Origin of the sequence: Arenibacterium halophilum (assembly GCF_005938225.1) — a bacterium.
In the GTDB taxonomy this organism is placed as follows: domain Bacteria; phylum Pseudomonadota; class Alphaproteobacteria; order Rhodobacterales; family Rhodobacteraceae; genus Arenibacterium; species Arenibacterium halophilum.
Window position 1 is genome coordinate 573,762 of record NZ_VCPC01000003.1, and the last position, 18,888, is coordinate 592,649.

At 63.1% G+C, this 18,888-nt stretch carries 21 protein-coding genes and 1 other RNA gene; 11 read left to right on the top strand and 11 right to left on the bottom strand.

Annotation, left to right across the window (positions count from 1 at the left end):
- The first annotated feature begins 20 nt into the window (after positions 1-20).
- Positions 21-1,022: a Hint domain-containing protein gene (locus FGK64_RS16040; RefSeq protein WP_138864833.1), complete on the top strand. Its 1,002-nt coding sequence runs from the start codon at positions 21-23 to the stop codon at positions 1,020-1,022.
- A 90-nt stretch (positions 1,023-1,112) separates the two neighbouring features.
- On the opposite strand, the gene rpsU is transcribed toward FGK64_RS16040, so the two are convergent.
- On the bottom strand, positions 1,113-1,319 hold the full coding sequence (rpsU, locus tag FGK64_RS16045; RefSeq protein ID WP_007118112.1) for a 30S ribosomal protein S21: 207 nt from the start codon (positions 1,317-1,319) through the stop codon (positions 1,113-1,115).
- Positions 1,320-1,500: 181 nt separating this feature from the next.
- Between rpsU and FGK64_RS16050 the strand changes: the two genes are divergently transcribed.
- The 4 genes from FGK64_RS16050 to FGK64_RS16065 all read left to right on the top strand — a co-directional run bounded on the left by FGK64_RS16050 (position 1,501) and on the right by FGK64_RS16065 (position 5,129).
- Positions 1,501-2,196: a COQ9 family protein gene (locus FGK64_RS16050; RefSeq protein ID WP_138864834.1), complete on the top strand. Its 696-nt coding sequence runs from the start codon at positions 1,501-1,503 to the stop codon at positions 2,194-2,196.
- 68 nt (positions 2,197-2,264) lie between these two features.
- Positions 2,265-3,254 (top strand): NAD(P)H-quinone oxidoreductase, encoded by a 990-nt coding sequence (locus FGK64_RS16055; RefSeq protein WP_138864835.1) that lies wholly within the window; start codon positions 2,265-2,267, stop codon positions 3,252-3,254.
- Positions 3,255-3,263: 9 nt separating this feature from the next.
- On the top strand, positions 3,264-4,241 hold the full coding sequence (locus FGK64_RS16060) for a quinone oxidoreductase family protein (RefSeq protein ID WP_138864836.1): 978 nt from the start codon (positions 3,264-3,266) through the stop codon (positions 4,239-4,241).
- Between the two features lie 210 nt (positions 4,242-4,451).
- Positions 4,452-5,129 (top strand): VPLPA-CTERM sorting domain-containing protein, encoded by a 678-nt coding sequence (locus tag FGK64_RS16065; protein WP_138864837.1) that lies wholly within the window; start codon positions 4,452-4,454, stop codon positions 5,127-5,129.
- Positions 5,130-5,186: 57 nt separating this feature from the next.
- Here FGK64_RS16065 and FGK64_RS16070 read toward each other — a convergent pair whose 3' ends face one another.
- Positions 5,187-5,816: a ribonuclease T2 family protein gene (locus FGK64_RS16070; RefSeq protein ID WP_138864838.1), complete on the bottom strand. Its 630-nt coding sequence runs from the start codon at positions 5,814-5,816 to the stop codon at positions 5,187-5,189.
- Positions 5,817-5,950: 134 nt separating this feature from the next.
- Between FGK64_RS16070 and FGK64_RS16075 the strand changes: the two genes are divergently transcribed.
- Positions 5,951-6,718: a DUF1013 domain-containing protein gene (locus tag FGK64_RS16075; RefSeq protein ID WP_138864839.1), complete on the top strand. Its 768-nt coding sequence runs from the start codon at positions 5,951-5,953 to the stop codon at positions 6,716-6,718.
- Between the two features lie 153 nt (positions 6,719-6,871).
- Here the strand turns inward: FGK64_RS16075 and FGK64_RS16080 are convergent, their stop codons facing one another.
- The 5 genes from FGK64_RS16080 to FGK64_RS16100 form a co-directional block, all read right to left on the bottom strand.
- The gene (locus FGK64_RS16080) at positions 6,872-7,582 is read right to left on the bottom strand and encodes a DUF2971 domain-containing protein (protein ID WP_138864840.1); all 711 of its coding nucleotides are present in this window, start codon (positions 7,580-7,582) and stop codon (positions 6,872-6,874) included.
- A gap of 319 nt (positions 7,583-7,901) precedes the next feature.
- Positions 7,902-8,495: a recombination mediator RecR gene (recR, locus tag FGK64_RS16085; protein ID WP_138864841.1), complete on the bottom strand. Its 594-nt coding sequence runs from the start codon at positions 8,493-8,495 to the stop codon at positions 7,902-7,904.
- Between the two features lie 22 nt (positions 8,496-8,517).
- Entirely contained in the window at positions 8,518-8,862 is a 345-nt protein-coding gene (locus FGK64_RS16090) for a YbaB/EbfC family nucleoid-associated protein (protein WP_138864842.1), read from the bottom strand.
- A gap of 32 nt (positions 8,863-8,894) precedes the next feature.
- Positions 8,895-9,287, bottom strand: a complete 393-nt coding sequence (locus tag FGK64_RS16095) for a Rid family hydrolase (protein ID WP_138864843.1) — start codon at positions 9,285-9,287, stop codon at positions 8,895-8,897.
- 3 nt (positions 9,288-9,290) lie between these two features.
- On the bottom strand, positions 9,291-11,021 hold the full coding sequence (locus tag FGK64_RS16100; protein ID WP_138864844.1) for a DNA polymerase III subunit gamma/tau: 1,731 nt from the start codon (positions 11,019-11,021) through the stop codon (positions 9,291-9,293).
- Positions 11,022-11,197: 176 nt separating this feature from the next.
- Between FGK64_RS16100 and ypfJ the strand changes: the two genes are divergently transcribed.
- A complete protein-coding gene (ypfJ, locus tag FGK64_RS16105) occupies positions 11,198-12,043 on the top strand; it encodes a KPN_02809 family neutral zinc metallopeptidase (RefSeq protein WP_138864845.1) in 846 nt (281 codons plus the stop codon).
- On the opposite strand, the gene FGK64_RS16110 is transcribed toward ypfJ, so the two are convergent.
- Positions 12,038-12,613, bottom strand: coding sequence for a TetR/AcrR family transcriptional regulator (locus FGK64_RS16110; protein WP_138864846.1), 576 nt, complete (start codon positions 12,611-12,613; stop codon positions 12,038-12,040). The two genes, ypfJ and FGK64_RS16110, sit on opposite strands and share 6 nt — an antisense overlap.
- An 88-nt stretch (positions 12,614-12,701) precedes the next feature.
- Here FGK64_RS16110 and FGK64_RS16115 point away from each other — a divergent pair, with 88 nt between their 5' ends.
- Positions 12,702-13,571 (top strand): alpha/beta hydrolase family protein, encoded by an 870-nt coding sequence (locus tag FGK64_RS16115; protein WP_138864847.1) that lies wholly within the window; start codon positions 12,702-12,704, stop codon positions 13,569-13,571.
- A 17-nt stretch (positions 13,572-13,588) separates the two neighbouring features.
- Here FGK64_RS16115 and ffs read toward each other — a convergent pair.
- An RNA gene (gene ffs, locus FGK64_RS16120) (signal recognition particle sRNA small type) lies at positions 13,589-13,687 on the bottom strand.
- A gap of 51 nt (positions 13,688-13,738) precedes the next feature.
- Entirely contained in the window at positions 13,739-15,649 is a 1,911-nt protein-coding gene (locus FGK64_RS16125; protein WP_138864848.1) for a bifunctional 2',3'-cyclic-nucleotide 2'-phosphodiesterase/3'-nucleotidase, read from the bottom strand.
- Positions 15,650-15,864: 215 nt separating this feature from the next.
- Between FGK64_RS16125 and nudC the strand changes: the two genes are divergently transcribed.
- Together nudC and FGK64_RS16135 are read left to right on the top strand one after the other, a co-directional pair.
- Positions 15,865-16,839: an NAD(+) diphosphatase gene (gene nudC, locus FGK64_RS16130; protein ID WP_138864849.1), complete on the top strand. Its 975-nt coding sequence runs from the start codon at positions 15,865-15,867 to the stop codon at positions 16,837-16,839.
- A gap of 31 nt (positions 16,840-16,870) precedes the next feature.
- Entirely contained in the window at positions 16,871-17,338 is a 468-nt protein-coding gene (locus tag FGK64_RS16135; protein ID WP_138864850.1) for an SRPBCC family protein, read from the top strand.
- Between the two features lie 3 nt (positions 17,339-17,341).
- On the opposite strand, the gene FGK64_RS16140 is transcribed toward FGK64_RS16135, so the two are convergent.
- The gene (locus tag FGK64_RS16140; RefSeq protein WP_138864851.1) at positions 17,342-18,172 is read right to left on the bottom strand and encodes a prephenate dehydratase; all 831 of its coding nucleotides are present in this window, start codon (positions 18,170-18,172) and stop codon (positions 17,342-17,344) included.
- A 110-nt stretch (positions 18,173-18,282) separates the two neighbouring features.
- Here FGK64_RS16140 and FGK64_RS16145 point away from each other — a divergent pair, with 110 nt between their 5' ends.
- Positions 18,283-18,783 carry a c-type cytochrome gene (locus tag FGK64_RS16145; protein WP_138864852.1) on the top strand — a complete coding sequence of 167 codons (501 nt, stop codon included), beginning with the start codon at positions 18,283-18,285 and terminating at the stop codon, positions 18,781-18,783.
- The last annotated feature ends 105 nt before the right edge of the window (positions 18,784-18,888 follow it).

Here is an 18,888-nt window from a genome sequence, read left to right on the forward strand (position 1 = left end):
CCCGCCAAAGGAGGACAGAATTGACATTCGATATTTTCGGCAAGGACACCGAATTCGCGGTATCGACCGGGGCGAATGTCTACAGCGCGCCAGGCACCAGCGGATTCGACGACCCTCCGTCGGCCAGTACCGGCCTTGTCATCACCACGTACGACGGCAACCCCGATCCGCGCCGGTTCGACCCGGGCGATACATACGACTTGTCGTGGAGCGGCCCGAGCGGGGGCGGCACCATCATCGGCGCGGTGGTGACGCGCAGCGATCCGGGGTCGGGTGGTGCTGGAATTGTCGTATTCGAAGGCCTGTTGAACGGCGCAACGGCGCAGGTGGTCTGGACCCCCGATATGGACCTGAACGCGTGGTATTATGCCAACTTCAACGGTGGCACGCCTCCGGTGTTCCACCATTCCGATCAAGATCCGGCCTATACCCACAGCTATATCTGCTTTGCCTCCGAAACGCGGCTGTCGTCGCCGCACGGGCCGATCCGCGCCATTGATGTAACACCGGGCGATGTGCTGGACACGCTGGACCACGGGCCGCAGGCGGTGCGCTGGGTCGGGCAGGCGACGCGCCCGGGGATCGGCGCGGCCGCCCCGGTGCGGATCGGCGCAGGCAGCCTTGGCAATGCCAAGGGGCTGCGTCTGTCGGGCGACCATCGCCTGCTGATCCGGTCGCACCGGGCCGAACTGATGTTTGGCGCGGCCGAGGTGCTCGTGCCGGCCAAGGCTTTGGTGAACGGGCGCGACATCGTGCCCGAACCCTGTGGCGCAATCACCTATGTGCATCTGCTGTTTGACCGGCACGAACTGCTTTTGGCAGGCGGCATCGCTTGTGAAAGCCTGTTTCTGGGCGAACTGGTCGAGGAAAAACTGGGCGGGGACGGCCCCGACGCCCTGTTGCGCGACAGTGTCGGGTGCAGCCGGGGAATGGCGCCCGCACGCCCGATGTTGACGGTGCAAGAGACTCGCGTTCTGCTGGCGGGGCCGTCGGTTCGGGCTGTGCCGGAGTGGCTGGGGTAGGGCGCGTTTGACCTGCGCCAGAAACGACAAACCCCCGCAGCCAAGGCCCCGGGGGTCGTCAATTTCGTGTCGGCAATGCCGTCGGAAAGCTTACATCATGCCTTCGCGCTGTGCTTTCTTGCGCGCCAGCTTACGGGCGCGGCGGATCGCTTCAGCTTTCTCGCGCGCTTTTTTCTCGGACGGCTTCTCGAAATGTTGCTTGAGCTTCATTTCGCGGAATACGCCTTCACGCTGCAGCTTTTTCTTCAGGGCACGAAGCGCCTGATCGACATTGTTGTCGCGAACACTAACCTGCATGTGGTTTTCACCACCTTTCTAAGTTGAGTTGCAAGGATTTGCAGGAGACGCGCGTATAGCAGGCAGGGGCGCGCCTGTCCAGTCCCGGGCGGCTTTTGGCCGCTGAACCGGCGCTTGGGCTTTGCATTTTTGCCCCGAATGCGGGACGATGGCATGAACTCTCGCAGCGAAGGAGGCAGAAATGCCCGACACGCAGACATCCGATTCGCCCCAACCCGACATCATCGCCCAACTGCGCGAGGCCGCGCTGTCCCATGTGCCCTTTGACGGGTGGAGTGCCGAGACCTTCGCCGCCGCCGTGCGTGACACCGGCATCGATCCGGACCTAGCGCGCGCGATCTGCCCACGCGGTGCGGTCGATCTGGCCGTGTCCGCTCACCACGCTGGCGACGCCGCGCTGGCCGCGCGCGCGGAAGAGATCGACATTTCCGCCCTGCGCTACAGTGAAAAGGTCGCCGAGCTGATCTGGCAGCGGATCCAGCTGGCGGGCGATGCGGAAGTTGTGCGCCGCGCCACCACGCTCTTTGCCCTGCCGCAGCACGCGGCCGAAGGTGCCGGGCTGATCTGGGGCACGGCCGACACCATCTGGCGGGTGCTGGGCGATGCCTCGAACGATGTGAACTGGTACACCAAGCGCATGACGCTGTCGGCAGTTTACGGGTCTTGCGTTCTGTTCTGGCTGGGCGACACCAGCGAGGGCCACGCCGATACCCGGGCGTTTATCGACCGGCGCATTGCCGATGTGATGCGGTTCGAAAAGGTAAAGGCCGATCTGCGCGGCAACCCGCTGCTGAAGCCGTTTCTGGCCTTGCCCGAACGGGTCTTGGGGCAGGTCCGCGCGCCCGCGCATCGCCGCGCCCCGGGGCGTGTCGGCTAGGGCGCGGGCGGCGCATTGCCTCTGCCCCCGAATTTGGCCAAGGTGCGCACAAATCAAGGGGGAAGCCTATGACTGACCAGATGCGCGCAATCGAAATCACAGCCCCGGGCGGGCCCGAGGTGTTGCAGGAAACGCAGCGCCCGCGCCCCAAGGCGGGGCAGGGCGAGGTGGTGATCCGCGTCGCGTTTGCCGGGGTCAACCGCCCCGACGCGCTGCAACGCGCGGGCAACTATGCCCCGCCGCCCGACGCCAGTGACCTGCCCGGGCTTGAGGCCGCGGGCGAGGTGGTCGAAGTGGGTGAAGGCGCCGAGGGCATCGCCGTGGGCGACCGGGTCTGCGCGCTGCTGCCCGGTGGCGGATACGCCGAATACGTCAAGACACCGGCGGCCCATTGCCTGCCCGTGCCCGACGGGATGAGCCTTGAACAGGCCGCCTGCCTGCCCGAAACCTTTTTTACCGTCTGGTCCAACGTCTTCATGCGCGGCGGACTGCAAGGGGGCGAGCGGTTTTTGGTGCATGGCGGGTCGTCCGGCATCGGGACAACGGCGATCCAGTTGGCCACCGTTTTCGGCGCGCGCGTCTTCGCCACCGCCGGCAGCGACGAAAAGTGCAAGGCCTGCACCGATCTGGGTGCCGAACGCGCGATCAACTACAAGACCGAGGATTTCGTTGAAATTCTCAAGGCTGAAGGCGGCGCGAACCTGATCCTTGATATGGTGGGCGGCGAGTACATCCCCCGCAACGTACAAGCGGTGGCGACCGACGGGCGCATCGTGCATATCGCCTTCCTGCAAGGCCCCAAGGCCGAGTTGAACTTTGCCCAGATCATGGCGCGGCGCATCACGGTGACGGGCTCGACCCTGCGGCCGCAAAGCGTTGCGGCCAAGGCGGCGATTGCCGACCAGCTGCGCGAAAAGGTCTGGCCGCTGTTGTCCTCGGGGCGGATCGCGCCGGTGATGGACAGCACATTCGACCTGACCGATGCCGCGCAGGCGCATGCGCGCATGGAAAGCTCGGGTCATATTGGCAAGATCGTCCTGCGCGTGGCAGGCGAATAGGGGGAAGACATGGCGCAAACCGCAATCATCGAAGCCTTTGGCGGGCCCGAACAATTCAAACTGGTGGACCGCCCGGTGGGCGAGCCCGGCCCCGGCGAAGTGCGGATTTCGCATCGCTCCTGTGGTCTCAACTTTATCGACGTGTATCAGCGCACGGGGCTGTATCCACTGAACTTGCCGCACGCGCTGGGCATGGAAGCCGCCGGTGTGATCGAAGCGGTGGGCGAAGGCGTCACACATCTGAAAGAGGGCGACCGCGCCGCCTATGCCGCCGCGCCTCCGGGCGCCTATTGCGAGGCGCGGGTGATGCCTGCCGCGCAGGTCTGCCCACTGCCCGAGGGGGTGGATTTTGAAACCGGCGCGGCCATGATGCTGAAGGGGCTGACGGTGAACTACCTGTTTCACCGCACGACCCCGTTGAAACGCGGCGACACGGTGCTTTTTCATGCCGCGGCCGGGGGCGTCGGGCTGATTGCCTGCCAATGGGCGCGCGACGAGGGGATCACCTTGATCGGCACCGCCGGAACGGATGAGAAATGCCAGCTGGCGCTGGACAATGGCGCAACCCATTGCATCAATTACCGCACCGCTGATTTCAAGGCCGAGGTCGCAAAGCTGACCGATGGCAAGGGCGTCGACGTTGTGATGGACTCTGTGGGCAAGGACACGTTCGAGGGCTCGCTCGACTGTCTGAAGCCGCTGGGGATGATGATTTCCTTTGGCAACGCTTCGGGCCCGGTGCCGCCGGTCAACATCGGCATTCTTGGCGGCAAGGGCTCGCTCAAGCTGACGCGGCCCACGCTGTTCACCCACATCGCCGATCATGCCGCGTGCCAGCAGATGGCGGCCGAGCTGTTCGCAAAGGTGACCAGCGGCGCGGTGAAAATTCACATCGATCAACGGTTCGCCCTTGCCGATGTGGCCGAGGCGCACCGCACGCTTGAGGCGCGCAAGACCACCGGCAGCACGGTGCTGACGCTGGGCTAGAGGCAAGTCTCACAGGCCAGGAAAGGGCTGCCCGAAGGGCGGCCCTATTTGTTTGCGCCAAGCATCTATTGGTGACCCCGTGGCAATAGATCGTTTCCAAGTGAACCATTGCAGGTTGTGGCGAGAATGTGTCATTAACCACACGTTGAGTACAATTATCGGCGGGTGCCACGTTGGAGCCGCCATGTTTCCAGTAGCGAGTGTGTGAGTATGAAAAATCTGTTTCTTGGCCTAGCCATGGCCGCCGGCCTGGGGGCGTCGGCGGCGTCGGCTTCGACCGTAAACATCACGTATCAGTCGGGCGGCGTTTTTGGCCCGAGCAACCTGCAGCAAACCGTCAAGATCGCCACCAGTGGCCCCGGCATCGACGGGAACGTGCAGGCCGGCCTGTTCCACCTGACCGGCGACAATGGCATTGGCGACTTCCTCGCCTTCTGCGTTGATCTGAGCCAGTACCTTGGCAACCCGCAGCAGGCCACCGTGAACGCAAATCTTTTCGGCGCCACCACGCTGTCGCGCATCGACAGCCTGTTTTCGAACGCGCTGGGCGGTATGGGCCTGGGCGATGTGATCGACACCGCTGTCGAAGCTGCCGGTCTGCAGGTCGCCCTGTGGGAAGTCATCATGGATGGCGACACCGGGCTTGATCTGTCTTCGGGCAACTTCAGCGCCTCGAACAATGCCGGTGCGCTGGCACAGGCGCAGACCTATCTGAACGGCATGTCCGGCCCGCTGACCGGTCTGTACGACATGACCTTCTTTGAAAGCGCCCAGAACCAGGATGTAATGACTGTTGCGCCTGCGCCGGTTCCGCTGCCTGCTTCGGGCCTGCTGATCGTCGGTGGTCTGGCCGGTTTGGCCGCTCTGCGCCGTCGCAAGGCCGCCTGAGCCATAAATTAGATCGAATTTGAGACGCCCGCGGTGCCGCCGCGGGCGTTTTCATGTTTAATCGATGGGCCTGAATGCGGCGTCCGACATCCGGCAATCGCGCACGACATCCTGCCCGCAGGGTACCGGAGATAGATCGCGCGACAGGCAAATCCGCGCTTCCTGCACCGCACCCGCCTTGCAGGTGATCGTCACCATGTCTGGCTCTAGCGCCGGGTTGACCTCCAGAAACGCCTCTTCGATCACGCGGGCGGGCAGGCGCATCGGCCTGTCGATCTTGCGCAGCAGGGGCGGGCGGGTGACGCTGCCATAGGCCTCGCGCGCGAGTGCGAAATAATCCTGCGATGTCAGCCCGCTACAGGTGCCGTGCTTCTTCCACTGATGCCAGGCGGACCCGGCTGACCCCATGATGTCGGCCATTCCGGCGGTCTCGGCGCGCGAGGGTGGGCGCGTGGCGCTCTGGCAGAAACTGGGATAGCCGCGGTGATACTGCGGCCACAGCCCGTGCAACACCCAGCCATGCCCGCGCCCGGCGTCGCATTGCGGATTGCCGCGCCGCGCCCCTTCCAGCGCGCACCAGTTGGGCGACCAGCTGAGCGACAGCACGTAGTAATCGAACTGTCCCGGTCTCCCGCCCTCGGCCGCCAGTGGCAGGGCGCTCAGCATCCACAGCAAAATCCAGCGCATCGGCTCTTTCCTTATTAACCCATCTGGATTATAGAAGCCCGGATTTCCCCGACAATGGAAACCGTCCCGGCCCCCGCGCCAGGACAGCCTGCTCCGCCAGGCATCGGGGAAGGCTTGAGTTTAGGAGACACGCGATGTCGAAATTGCTGCACCCCAAGGCCACTGCCGTCTGGCTGGTGGACAACACGACGATCAGTTTCAAGCAGATCGCGGATTTCGTTGGCATGCACGAGCTTGAAATTCAGGGCATCGCCGATGGCGACGTGGCCGCGGGCGTCAAGGGCTTTGATCCGGTGGCGAACAACCAGTTGGAACAGCGCGAAATCGACCAGGCGCAGAACAGCCCGCTGCACCGGCTGAAGCTGAAGCCGAACGCCGCCGCCGCGGGCGAGGAAAAGCGCCGTGGCCCGCGGTATACGCCGCTCTCGAAACGCCAGGACCGCCCGGCCTCGATCCTGTGGCTGGTCAAGTTCCACCCCGAGCTGTCGGACGGGCAGATTTCGAAACTGGTTGGCACCACCAAGCCGACGATCCAGGCGATCCGCGAGCGCACCCACTGGAACATCGCCAACATCCAGCCGATCGACCCGGTGGCGCTGGGCCTGTGCAAACAGTCGGAACTGGACACCGCCGTTCAGAAAGCCGCCGCCAAGCGCGCAGCCGAGGGCGCAGTGATGACCGACGACGAACGCCGCCGTCTTGTCAGCACCGAACAGTCGCTGTCGATGGACACCGAACCGCGCCTGCCGACGGCCATCGAAGGGCTGGAAACCTTCACCCTCTCGCCGTCCTCGGATGACGACGAAGACGAAGACCGCAAATCCCCCGCCGACTTCTCGGACGCCGACAGCTTCTTCAACCTGCCGGACAACGACGACGACGAAGACGAAGACGACCGCTGATCGGTTCGTATTGATGCGACAGGGAAGGGGGCCGGAAGGCCCCTTTTTGTTGGGGGTAGGGGTGGCGGAGGCTGTTGCCGAAAATTATGCGGAATACTATGACTTTAACGCAGGCTTGTAGCATTCGGAAGCGTTGGTGAGCTAAGTGCAGTGCTATTTTTGTAGACTTGGTCTTAGTTGCGGCACCATCTCAAATCGGCGGAAAGATGGTCGTGCTGTTGTGAACTTTACTTCGTCAGGCTGGTCAAGTAATGCCTTGAACCCATCTGTGGTGTGACTGGATTTCACCCCGAAAATTACTTCCTTCAGAGCCAAGTTTTCGTCGAAGTCTGCGAATATCAGTTGATTCGAGTTCGCGTTCTTTAAATCCCTCTCCGCTCCGGAGAGCGAAAACCAAAATCTCCATTCTTTCTCGTAGGACCAATGATTGCTCTTGGTCTCACTGGCGATTTTGACCATCTCACGATTGTAAGTCTCGTCGGTCAATATTCGCGCGTCCATCGGGTATAGCCTGTCTACATATTTTATTTTCGTGGCGTAGGGTGTCCCGTCATTCCTATTCAGTGGAAGATCGAACCCCAAGCATACTCCCTTATGATTGTCCGCGTAGTGTGCCCACATAGTCGGTACATTCCAATTTTCGGAGAATGAAATGAAGCCTTGCGACACTGAATGCTTCGCTCTTGCGCATTTCCAAGCTTTACGACGCACACGAGCATCTTCGTCATATCCGAAATCAAACGGCATAAGCTCAAATAGATCGTTGACGTTATCTGAAAAAGAGAGCTTCAGGCGGCTATTTCTAACGTTTTCAGCTGCCCAGTGATCGCAAATGAAGTGATATACTCTTATAGTATTTTTCATTGATAACCTCGATTTAAGGAAGTATCTAAATTTATTTGGCGAGTCGAGTTCTGAAAAGTAATCCGCTCGCGAATTGTGATCGAGATAGCATAAAGCCCTATGAGTATGCTTGATTTGAAGGGCTGCTGCCTGACGAAAGCCGCCATAGGCTATTTTAGGTTGGGAAACTAGAAGTGACAGCGGTAGGCTATTCTACTAGGTCTAGGCCGTCAAAAAATTTAAGCGATAATATCAGTTGCCCGATCTGACGTATCAATGTTCGTTATTGATGGCGTGCCGCGCCGAAGGCAACCGTTTGCGTCAATACGACCGGGCCCCCTCACAACACCCGCCGCGCCTTCAGCGCCGCGCTGATGGTGCCGTCGTCGAGGTAGTCGAGCTCGCCTCCGATGGGGACGCCCTGGGCGAGCGAGGTCAGGCGGATGCCGTCCCCGAGTTGATCGGCGATGTAGTGCGCAGTGGTCATGCCGTCGATGGTGGCGTTCAGGGCCAGGATCACTTCGCCGACGGTTTCTTCGCCGATACGGTCCAGCAGGCGGGGGATGCGGAGTTCTTCCGGGCCGATTGCGTCCATTGCCGAGAGTGTGCCGCCCAGCACGTGATAGCGGCCCTTGAAGACGCCCGCGCGTTCCATCGCCCAAAGGTCGGCCACGTCTTCGACCACGCAGATTTCGCCGTTGGCGCGGGTCTCGTCGGTGCAGATGTCACAGACATCCGCCGTGCCCACGTTGCCGCAGTTCACGCATTCCCGCGCGGTGGCGGCCACGCGGGCAATGCTGTCGGCCAGGGGCGACAGCAGCAGCCCGCGTTTGCGGATCAGGTGCAGCACCGCGCGGCGCGCCGAGCGCGGCCCAAGGCCCGGAAGCCGGGCCATCAGGTCGATCAACGTGTCGATGTCGCGGTTCGAGGACATGATGCGCGCCGCCAAGCCGTGCCTAGAACGGCAGCTTGATGTCCTTGGGCAGGCCCATGCTTTCGGTCAGCTTGGCCATTTCATCCTGCGCGCGCTGGGTCGCCTTGGCCTGCGCGTCCTTGATCGCGGCAAGGATCAGGTCTTCGACCACTTCCTTGTCGTCGCCGTTGAAGATCGACGGGTCGATGTCCAGCGATTTCAGGTCGCCCTTGCAAGTGCAGACCGCCTTGACCAGCCCCGCGCCGCTTTCGCCGGTGACGGTCAGGTTGGCCATCTCTTCCTGCATCTGGGCCATCTTGCCCTGCATTTCCTGCGCCTGCTTCATCATCTTGGCCATGTCGCCAAGACCGCCCAAACCCTTGAACATGTAAAACTCCTGTGTTGCGTGTTGCGGGCGGTTTACACCTTTGGCAGGCGCGCCACCACCTTCAGTTCGATGAGGTTGCCGGGGATGATGAATTCGCTGACCCCGATGGCCGTCCATGCAGGATATGGGCGCGAGACATGAGCATTCCAGACCTTGCGGAAGGTCGCAAGGTGGCGCTGCAGCCCGACGTGAAAGCTGGTGACGTCCACGATGTCAGCCAGGGTCAGATCGTGCTGGGCCAGGATCAGCGCGGCATAGTCGAACGCGGTTTCAAACTGCGCCTGCGGATCGGATGACAGGCTGCCGTCCAGCCGCTGCCCCGTCAACCCGGTCAGAAACACGAACCCGTTCGCAACGAGCCCCGGCGACATGCGCCAGTCAGATTCGACCTGTTCCATCCCCGGCGGGATCAGCGCGGTTGTCATGGCTCAATCGTCCTCGAACGGGTCCCATTCATCTTCGACCTCGGGCAGCGCCTCGGTTTCGACGGCGGCGGCGATGTCCTGCGGGGTGCGGATGCGGGTGATCGCGGCCTTCGGAAAACGCGCCATCACCGCCTGCACCAACGGGTGTTCGCCCGCCTTGTTGCGCAGCGCGATTTCGGCGGCATCGCGCACCTCGGCAATCGTAGCTGCGCCACCGTCCGACACGACCGAGACGGCCCAGCGGTTGCCCGTCCAGCGTTGCAGGGCGCTGCCCAGCCGCTGTGCCAGATCGCTTGGCGCGTTGTCGGCGGGGCGGAATTCGATGCGGCCGGGCTGATAGGCGACAAGGTGCAGGCCGGTTTCCACCTCGACCAGCAGCTTCACGTCGCGGTTGGCGCGGATCAGCTCGACCACATGCTCGAAGCTGGGGAAGCGGGCCAGCACGCTTTGCGGGGCCTGCGCCGGGGCCGGGGCGGCACCACCGCCCATCGAGGTGCCACGTGCCATCGTAGTGCCGCCCGGCGCGGGGGCAGGGCGCCCTCCGCCCGGAGGGGGCGGCGGCGGCGGAGTTTCCGAGGCCAGCCGCCGGGCCAGTTCCTCGGGCGAAGGCAGATCGGCCACATGGGTCAGCCGGATGATCGCCATTTCGGCGGCCATCATGGAATTCGGCGCGGCGGCGACTTCTTCCAGCGCCTTCAACAGCATCTGCCACATACGCGCCAGCACACGGATCGGAAGGTTGTTCGCCATTTCGGTGCCGCGCATCCGTTCATCCGGCGAAATTGTCGGGTCTTCGGCGGCGTCGGGGGTGATTTTCACCACGCTCACCCAATGGGTGATTTCGGCCAGATCGCGGAGGATCGCCAGCGGGTCGGCGCCTTCGGCATATTGCGCGCCCAGTTCTGTCAGGGCAGCCGCTGCATCGCCGCGCAGGATCATGTCGATCAGGTCCAGCACGCGGCCCCGGTCGGCCAGACCCAGCATCGCACGCACCTGATCGGCTGTGGTTTCGCCTGCGCCATGGCTGATCGCCTGATCCAGCAACGAGGTTGCATCGCGGGCCGAGCCTTCGGCGGCACGGGTGATCAGCGCCAGCGCATCTTCGGTGATCTGGGCGTTTTCACCGGCGGCGATCTTCTGCAACAGGGCGATCATCACCTCGGGCTCGATCCGCCGAAGGTCGAACCGCTGGCAGCGCGACAGCACCGTCACCGGTACCTTGCGGATTTCGGTCGTGGCGAAGATGAACTTTACATGCGCGGGGGGTTCTTCCAGCGTTTTCAACAACGCGTTGAAGGCGTTGTTCGACAGCATGTGCACTTCGTCGATGATGTAGATCTTGTAGCGGGCCGAGGCCGCGCGATAGTGCACGCTGTCGATGATTTCGCGGATGTCGCCAACGCCGGTGCGGCTGGCGGCGTCCATCTCCATGACGTCGACATGGCGGCCTTCCATGATCGCGGTGCAATGTTCGCACTGGCCGCAGGGTTCCGTCGTCGGGCCGCCGTTGCCATCCGGCCCGATGCAGTTCATGCCCTTGGCGATGATCCGCGCGGTCGTGGTTTTGCCGGTGCCACGGATGCCCGTCATGATGAAGGCCTGCGCGATGCGGTCGGCCTCAAAGGCGTTCTTCAGCGTGCGCACCATCGCATCCTGACCGACCAGATCGGCAAAGGTTTCGGGGCGGTATTTGCGGGCAAGAACGCGATATTGCGACGGCGCGGTGTCTGACATTCGATCCTGGGGCGGCTTGGGGATTCGGAAGAACAGGGTGCAGGTTAGAACGCGACCGCCCGGGCGTAAACCGCAAGCGGCGCAATGGGCGCGCGGGAACCATCGTTGGCACACAGGCGTATAACATCTGTGTGATGAGTGGCGCCCGGGCGCCGATCCGGACGAGGAGGGGTGCCATGCGCCTGCGCGGAACCAGAAGCAGCGGAAACATTGTCGACCGGCGGGGCCGGGGTGGCGGCGGTCGCGTCGCCCTAGGTGGGCTTGGCGGCTTCGGCCTGCTGGCGGTGCTGGCGATTGGCTATTTCACCGGGATTGACGTGACGCCGCTGATCGTCGGGTCCGAACCCACGCAAAGCTCTCGCCCCTACGAACCCACCGAAGCGGAACAGCAAGCGGCCGAGTTCGTCTCGCGCGTGCTGGCGACCACCGAAGATGTCTGGGGGACCGAATTCCCGCGCCAGTTGGAAACCGATTATGTTCCGCCGCAATTGGTGCTGTTTACGGATGTCACGCAAAGCCCCTGCGGCGGCGCTTCGGGCGCGACCGGGCCATTCTACTGCCCCGCCGACAGCCGTGCCTATCTGGACCTGTCGTTCTTCAGCACTTTGGAAAACCGGCTGGGCGCAGGCGGAGATTTTGCTGCCGCCTATGTCATCGCGCATGAGGTCGCGCACCATGTGCAGAACCAGATTGGCATCCTGGGGCAGGTCGATCAGGCGCGGCGTCAGTCCAGCCAGACCCAGGCGAACGCCTTGACCGTGCGGCTGGAATTGCAGGCCGATTGCCTTTCGGGTGTCTGGGCCAGCAATGTCGAAGGCCTGATGGAGCGGGGCGACCTGCAAGAGGCGATCAATGCCGCGCGCCAGATCGGGGACGACAAATTGCAGCGCGATGCAGGGCGGGTGCCGCAACCGCACACCTTTACCCATGGCACGTCGGAACAGCGCGTCCGGTGGTTCCAGCGCGGGTTCGACAGCGGCAATATCGGCGATTGCGATACGTTCAATACCAACCGCCTATAATGGCGCGCGGGCAATCTCGGGCAGATGTCTCAGAACGTCCGAGCTTTGCCGTGCCCGCGCCAGCGTCCAAGCGCCTTGCAACAGCATGAAGAACCGTTCGGATCGGGCGCGCGCGGTGTCTGGGTCATCGCCCAACTGTTCTGAATATAGCGCGACCTCGGCAATCCAGCCTTCGTAAAGATGGCCCAATCGCTCGCGGAACACGATATTGTCTGGGCCGTCTGACAGCGCACTTTCGACCGGGCAACTGTCCCAGGCGCCGCCCTTGTCGAACAGTTTCGCAAGCTTGTGGCACAGCGTCGTGATGCCATCGTCAACCGTTGCCGCGCCGTCGAATGACACTGCCATCAATTTCAGCATCCCGTCCGAAGCCCAATCCGCGGTGGCCAGCGCAAGGTCGGCCTTGCCGTTTGGAAAGTGATGGTAAAGCGATCCTTTGGGCGCTCCTGCCGCATTCAGAATCTCGGCAATGCCCACCCCGGCATAGCCGCGACGGCGAAACAGATCGGACGCGGCGTGGATCAGCCGGTCCTTGGTCGATTGCGCGGCGGTATGAGCAGAGCGTGACATGAAGGTAAGCTTGACAGGATTAGACCGATTGGTCCAGTGTGGTGATTGGACCGATTGGTCTAATTGTTTCGCAGGACAGGAGAGCGCGATGTTTGATGATACCACGCGCGCAACACCAACCGGTCAGCCCATCTGCATCACCGCATCGGGCGCCACGCTGTCGGGAATGCTCTACTCACCGACATCGGTGCCCGTGGCCGTGATCGTACTGAATGGCGCCACGGGCGTTCCGCAACGGTATTATCGCAACTTCGCGCGCTGGCTGGCCGAAGCCCGCAATATGGCCTGCCTCACCTACGATTACCGCGATTTCGGCGCTTCGGCTCAGGCGCACCCGCGCCAGTCCAGCGCGACGATGCAGGATTGGGGGATGCTGGATCAGGTCGCGGCCCGCAACGAGATGCGCCGCCGCTATCCCGGGGTGCCATTGCGGGTTGTCGGCCATTCGCTTGGCGGCATGATGGCGCCGTTGCAAGACGATCACCACGATATCGAGCAGGTCATTTGCGTCGGCAGCGGGCTGGTATGGCACCGCGACCACCCCTGGCCCTATCAGGCGCTGGCGCGGGCCTTCTGGTTCGGCCACGTGCCTGCGCTGGTACGTGCGCTGGGCTACCTGCCGGGACGTTTCGCCGGGTTTGGCCCCGACTTGCCCGCGTCGGTTTACTGGCAGTGGCGCCAATGGTGCACCAGCCGCCGGTTCTTCTTCCCGCATCTCGGCACCACGTTGCCAGCGCCACAGTGGCAGGGCGCCACAACGCGCGTGTCCCTGCTGGCAATGACGGACGACCCGATCTGCACGATGCCCGCGATGTACCGTCTAAGGGGGCTGTACGGTGCGGCACGCACCAGCATAAAAACCATCGACCCGCGCGATCACGGGTTGGCAAAGGTGGGCCACCTTGGCGCCTTCGCGCGCGCCAATGCCGCGCTGTGGCCAAAGCTGATCGAGGGGTAGCTGCACCAAAGGGTGCGAGGTGAGAGGCTGGACATCGACCCAAGCGGGGCTCGTTGTGGCTGCTTCCTTCCGGACCTGACCAGGTTGGCGAGGCGCTTGCCCGCGCCAACCTCTCGCCGCCCGTATAGGACGGGCGCGCGCTGATGACAACCACAAGCGTGGCGCGGCTAGAGCGGCACGCTCAGGTGCAGAAAGCCGTCCTTGTCGATTCCGCGCGGCTCGACGCCGCGCTCGGCCAGTTCGTTCAGGTGCTTGGCCGCTCCGGGCCCGGTTTTTACACGCACGCGGGTGCCCGGCATCGGCTGGAACGCCCAAGGGTGCTGTGCGCGCTCCAGCGGATCGGGCGCTGCCTCGCCCGAGACATAGCGGCGCAGCGCCTCGCGCACCGTGCCGCGCGGCAACGGGATCTGCTGTACGCCGCGCAGCGATTCGAAATGCCCCCCTCCGCTGGCGCGGAAGCTGTTGACCGCCACGACGAAAAGTTGCCCGTCGTCGATGGGGGCGTTGTTCCAGCGTACTGACAAGGTGCGGCGGTTCAGCGGGCTGCGCAGGCTGCCATCAGGAAAGAACCGCGCCTCGCGCGACAGGTCGATGCGGTAGTGCAGGCCATAGAGGACATCGAACTCGTGGCCTGGGATTTCGGGATCCAGCAACATTGCCCCGCTGGTGCCGGGTGCGATCTGCTGAAACAGGCTGGCCGACATTTCCAGCCAGTCGATCAGCTGGGCGCCGGTGACCAGAACCGCGGTCAGATCATTGGGAAAGATTTGCAGATCGGCCAAGTGGCGCATAGCCAGCGGCCCGGCTGGCACGTCGGTAAAGAAATCCGGGCCTGCGCGGGCGCCGAACTTGCCCGGGGCAACGGCCGAGAGCAGGGGCAGATCAGCGGCATAGGTGCCGGCCAGATGCGGGCGGACAGCCGCCGCCTGAGCCGCCGCAACCACTGCAAGTGACCGGTCAGGCGCGAAGAAGGTGAAATAGCTGTGCATCGCCTCGCCCGAATGGCCGACAGGCTGCGCCATCATCGCCACCGTGTCGCGGTGATCTTCGGCCAGCAGGTCGCACAGTGCAGGATCTTCCTGCGCGATCGCGCGCAGTCTGCCCGTGTCGTCGCGTCCGGCAATCGGGCGCAGTTCGGCCCCGGCGTTGGTGACAGACCAGCCCCCGGCGCCTTCCTGAACCAGCGTCAGGTCGATCACTCCAAGATACGCCCCTGCAGCGCCGGGCATCACCACCGGTTTGCCGTGAACCAGCCCGCGTTCGGCATCGAAGGACCCGCCCGAGGTGTGATCGGGCCCGGGGATGCGCCGGTGGGTGTGCCCGGCTACAATCGCGTCGAGCCCATCCAGAGCGGCGAGCGGGATCAGCGCGTTTTCCATTCCGTCTTCGGCCCGGACGTTGCCGACGCCGCAATGCGCAAGGGCTATGATGATATCGCAACGCTGTTGTTTCAGCTGTGCAACCCAAAGGCGCGCGCTGTCGATGATGTCGTCCGCGCGGACCGTGCCGGCCAGCAGATGAGCGTCCCAATCCACCGTCTGCGGCGGCAGGAACGAGAGCACGCCGATCTTGATGGCGTGGGCAACGCCCCCACACTCGATCTGGCGATCCAGCACCGCAACTGGAAGAAAACCGGGGGCTGGCGCGCCATCGATGCGGTGCAGGTTCGAACAGACGGCCGGGCAGGGGGCCTGCGCCAACGCACCTTCCAGTGCATCGAGGCCAAAATTGAAATCGTGGTTGCCCAGGCCGATGGTGTCATACCCAAGGTAGGCATAGGCCCGCATCAAAGGGTGCGCGCGTGCCTTCAGCGTGCGGGCCATGTCGCCCATCGGCGCCCCTTGCAAGGCATCGCCATTGTCGAACAACAGGACAAGCGCGCCGGTGTCGCGTGCCTCTGCCCGCGCCTGTGCAATCAGCGTGGCGGTGCGCGTCAATCCCACCGACGGATCGGGACGGTGGGCATAATAGTCGTGGCTGGTCAGGTGCATGTGCAGGTCGGTCGTGGCCAAAAGGCGCAGCCGGGCCTGCGGCGCGCCGTCCGCTGCGCGGTCTTGGGTTCCGTCCGGCCCGGTCATCCTGTTCCGCCCCCGTGGCACCTTCGGGGCATGGGCTGTCACCTCGCTGGCCCGTCCCGTTCTGCGTTGCCGCCTTGTATTGAAACCACATTGCGCGCACTTGGGGCCAGTCAAAAATCAATCAGATGCAGTTGCATGCCGCGAACATGCACAGGATTGCGCCCTGTCGCCTCTCGTGCGATTGCTGCGCTAAGGGCAACAGGCAGGGTGGCACGATGCGGAATGCGGAACAGGTGACATTCGGTGGATCCGGGCTGGATCGCGCGGCGCATATCCGGGGCGACGAAGCTGGGATGACCGCTGCGCTGGCACATGACAAGGCGGCCTGCGTTCTGATGTGGCGCGGGAAGGTACTGATGGCAGAGGGCGCTCTGGCGATGGTGCCAATGTCGCATCCGGTGCTGGGGCAGGGTCTGTCACGGCAGATCGACGCGCCGGTTTTCCTTGGGGTCGAAGCCAGCGGCGCACCGAATTTCGCCTGCGATATATCCGGCTGGACACCACAGGGGCTGGACCTTTCAGAGCTGGGGCAATTCCGCGACACGTCTTTCCAGGAGCATCCCGATTTTCCGCCGGGGTATGGCTTTGCCGAGATCCGCGCTGTGATGGCCGATTTGTCCCCGCATGACGCCGAGCTTGCGGCCACGGCCAAGGCTATCGTCAACTGGCATGGGTCACATGGGTTCTGTGCGGCCTGCGGGCAACCCAGCAAGATCACACAAGCCGGCTGGCAACGCACTTGCCCGGCCTGCAACACATCGCATTTCCCGCGCACCGATCCGGTGGTCATCATGTTGATCACACACGGCAATTCCGTGCTGATGGGGCGCAACGAAAACTGGCCCGAGGGCATGTTTTCGCTGCTGGCGGGGTTTGTTGAGCCGGGCGAAACGATCGAGGCCGCGGTGCGCCGCGAAGTGGTCGAAGAATCCGGCGTGCGGGTCGGGCCGGTCAGCTATCTGGCCAGCCAGCCCTGGCCGTTCCCGGCCTCGCTGATGATCGGCTGCCGGGGCGAGGCAACAAGCACCGAGATCACCGTCGATCCGACCGAATTGCAAGAAGCGCTGTGGGTCACGCGCGAGGATATGATGGATGTCTTTGCGGGCAGCCATCCGAAAATCCGGCCTGCGCGGAAGGGCGCCATCGCGCATTTCCTTTTGCATAACTGGCTTGCCGATACACTGGACTGACGCCGCGAATCACTAACAGGCCGGAGCGGGCATGGAATTTGACAGCAAGGAAGACATCGAAGCGCCGATTGAAGAGGTGTTCGCGATGCTCTGCGAATTTGACACGTTTGAACGCCTGGCCCTGCGTCGCGGGGTCGAGGTGGTGCGCAAGGCAGATGTGCCGGGCGGCGGGGCGGGCATGGCCTGGGCCGCGCAATTCGACCTGCGCGGCAAAACCCGCAGCCTTGATCTGGAGCTTGTCCGCTTTGATCGGCCCGGCCGAATGGAGTTTGACGCCCGATCCGGCGGGCTGGACGGCAAGATGGTGTTCACGCTGGTCGCGCTGTCGCCCCGACGCACCCGCCTGTCGGCGGATCTGACGCTGATCCCGCGCAACCTGTCGGCGCGGCTGCTGGTGCAGTCGCTGAAACTGGCGCGCGCCAACCTGACCCGGAAGTTCAAGCTTGGCATGGCGAACTATGCCAAGTCGCTCGAAGAACGCTATCGCCAGACGGTGTAAAGCCTAGCGCGGTTTCGCCGCCGGATAGACGCCCAATATCTCCAGCTCGGTCGTGAAATAGCCCAGCTCGTCCAGCGCCAGTTTCACATTGGCGTCATCCGGGTGGCCCTGAATATCGGCGTAGAACTGTGTCGCGGTGAACGAGCCGTCGACCATATAGCTTTCCAGCTTGGTCATGTTCACGCCGTTGGTCGCAAACCCGCCCATCGCCTTGTAGAGCGCGGCCGGTATGTTGCGCACCTGAAAGACGAAGCTGGTGATCATGCCATTGGCGCCGCGCCGGGTGCGGTCGGCCTCGCGCGACATGATCAGGAAACGGGTGGTATTGTGCTTGTTGTCCTCGATGTCGCGGGCCAGTACATCCAGGCCATAGATTTCGCCGGCCAGTTCCGCCGCCAGCGCGGCGATCTTCGGGTTGCCCTCTTCGGCCACATGCTTGGCAGACCCGGCGGTATCGGCGCCGGTGATGCGCTGTAACCCATTGTCCTTCAAAAAGGTTTTGCACTGGCCCAGCAGAACCGTATGGCTCATCGCATGGGTGATGTCAGCCAGTTGGGTGCCTGGCAGCGCCATCAGCGCGATGCGTACGCGCACGAAGGCCTCGTCGATGATGTGCAGCCCCGATTGCGGCAACATTGAGTGAATATCGGCCACGCGCCCGTAGGTCGAATTTTCAACCGGCAGCATCGCCAGATCGGCCTCGCCGCTGCGCACCGCTTCGATCGCATCTTCGAAGGTGCGGCAGGGCAGGGGCTCCATGTCGGGGCGCGCCTCGCGGCAGGCTTCGTGGCTGTAGGCGCCGGGTTCACCCTGAAATGCAATTTTCTGTGACATGGCCGATACTTTTCTTGAGGTGGTCGATTGGTCGCGGTGTCTATACCTTGCCTCTCGCAAGTGGAAGGCTTAGACCACTGCCCAAACAGATCAAATGGACTCGCGACCAAATGGATACGATGACTTCAACCAAGGTGGTGGCCGGCTTTTGCGGCGCCTTTCTGGTGTTCCTTCTGGGCAAATGGGTAGCGGAAGAGATTTACCATGTCGGCGGACACGGCGAAGCGGCCTATGTCATCGACACCGGTGCCGACGAAGCTGCTTCTGACGAACCGGAAGTCGATTTCGCCGAGATCATGGCCGCCGCAGATCCGGCCAAGGGTGCGAATGTCTTCAAGAAATGCCAAGCCTGCCACAAGGTCGAGCCGGGCGTGAACGGCACCGGGCCGTCGCTGTACGGTGTGGTTGGGCGCGATGTCGCTTCGGTTGACGGCTTTGGCTATTCCGCCGCGATGCAGGCCGTCGAAGGCGACTGGAACCCCGAACACCTGAGCAACTTCCTTGCCAAACCCGCAGGCGAAGTGCCGGGCACCACGATGGGCTTTGCCGGTCTGCGCAAAATCGAAGATCGCGCCAACCTGATCGCTTATCTCGACAGCCTCGACAACTGATCTTGGCCATCTGCCGACACAGGTCAAAGCCGCTGCCTCGCAGCGGCTTTTTCTTTGCTTAAGGGGTGGCAAGTTACGGCCAGATCACGTTTTCTCAACTTGAAA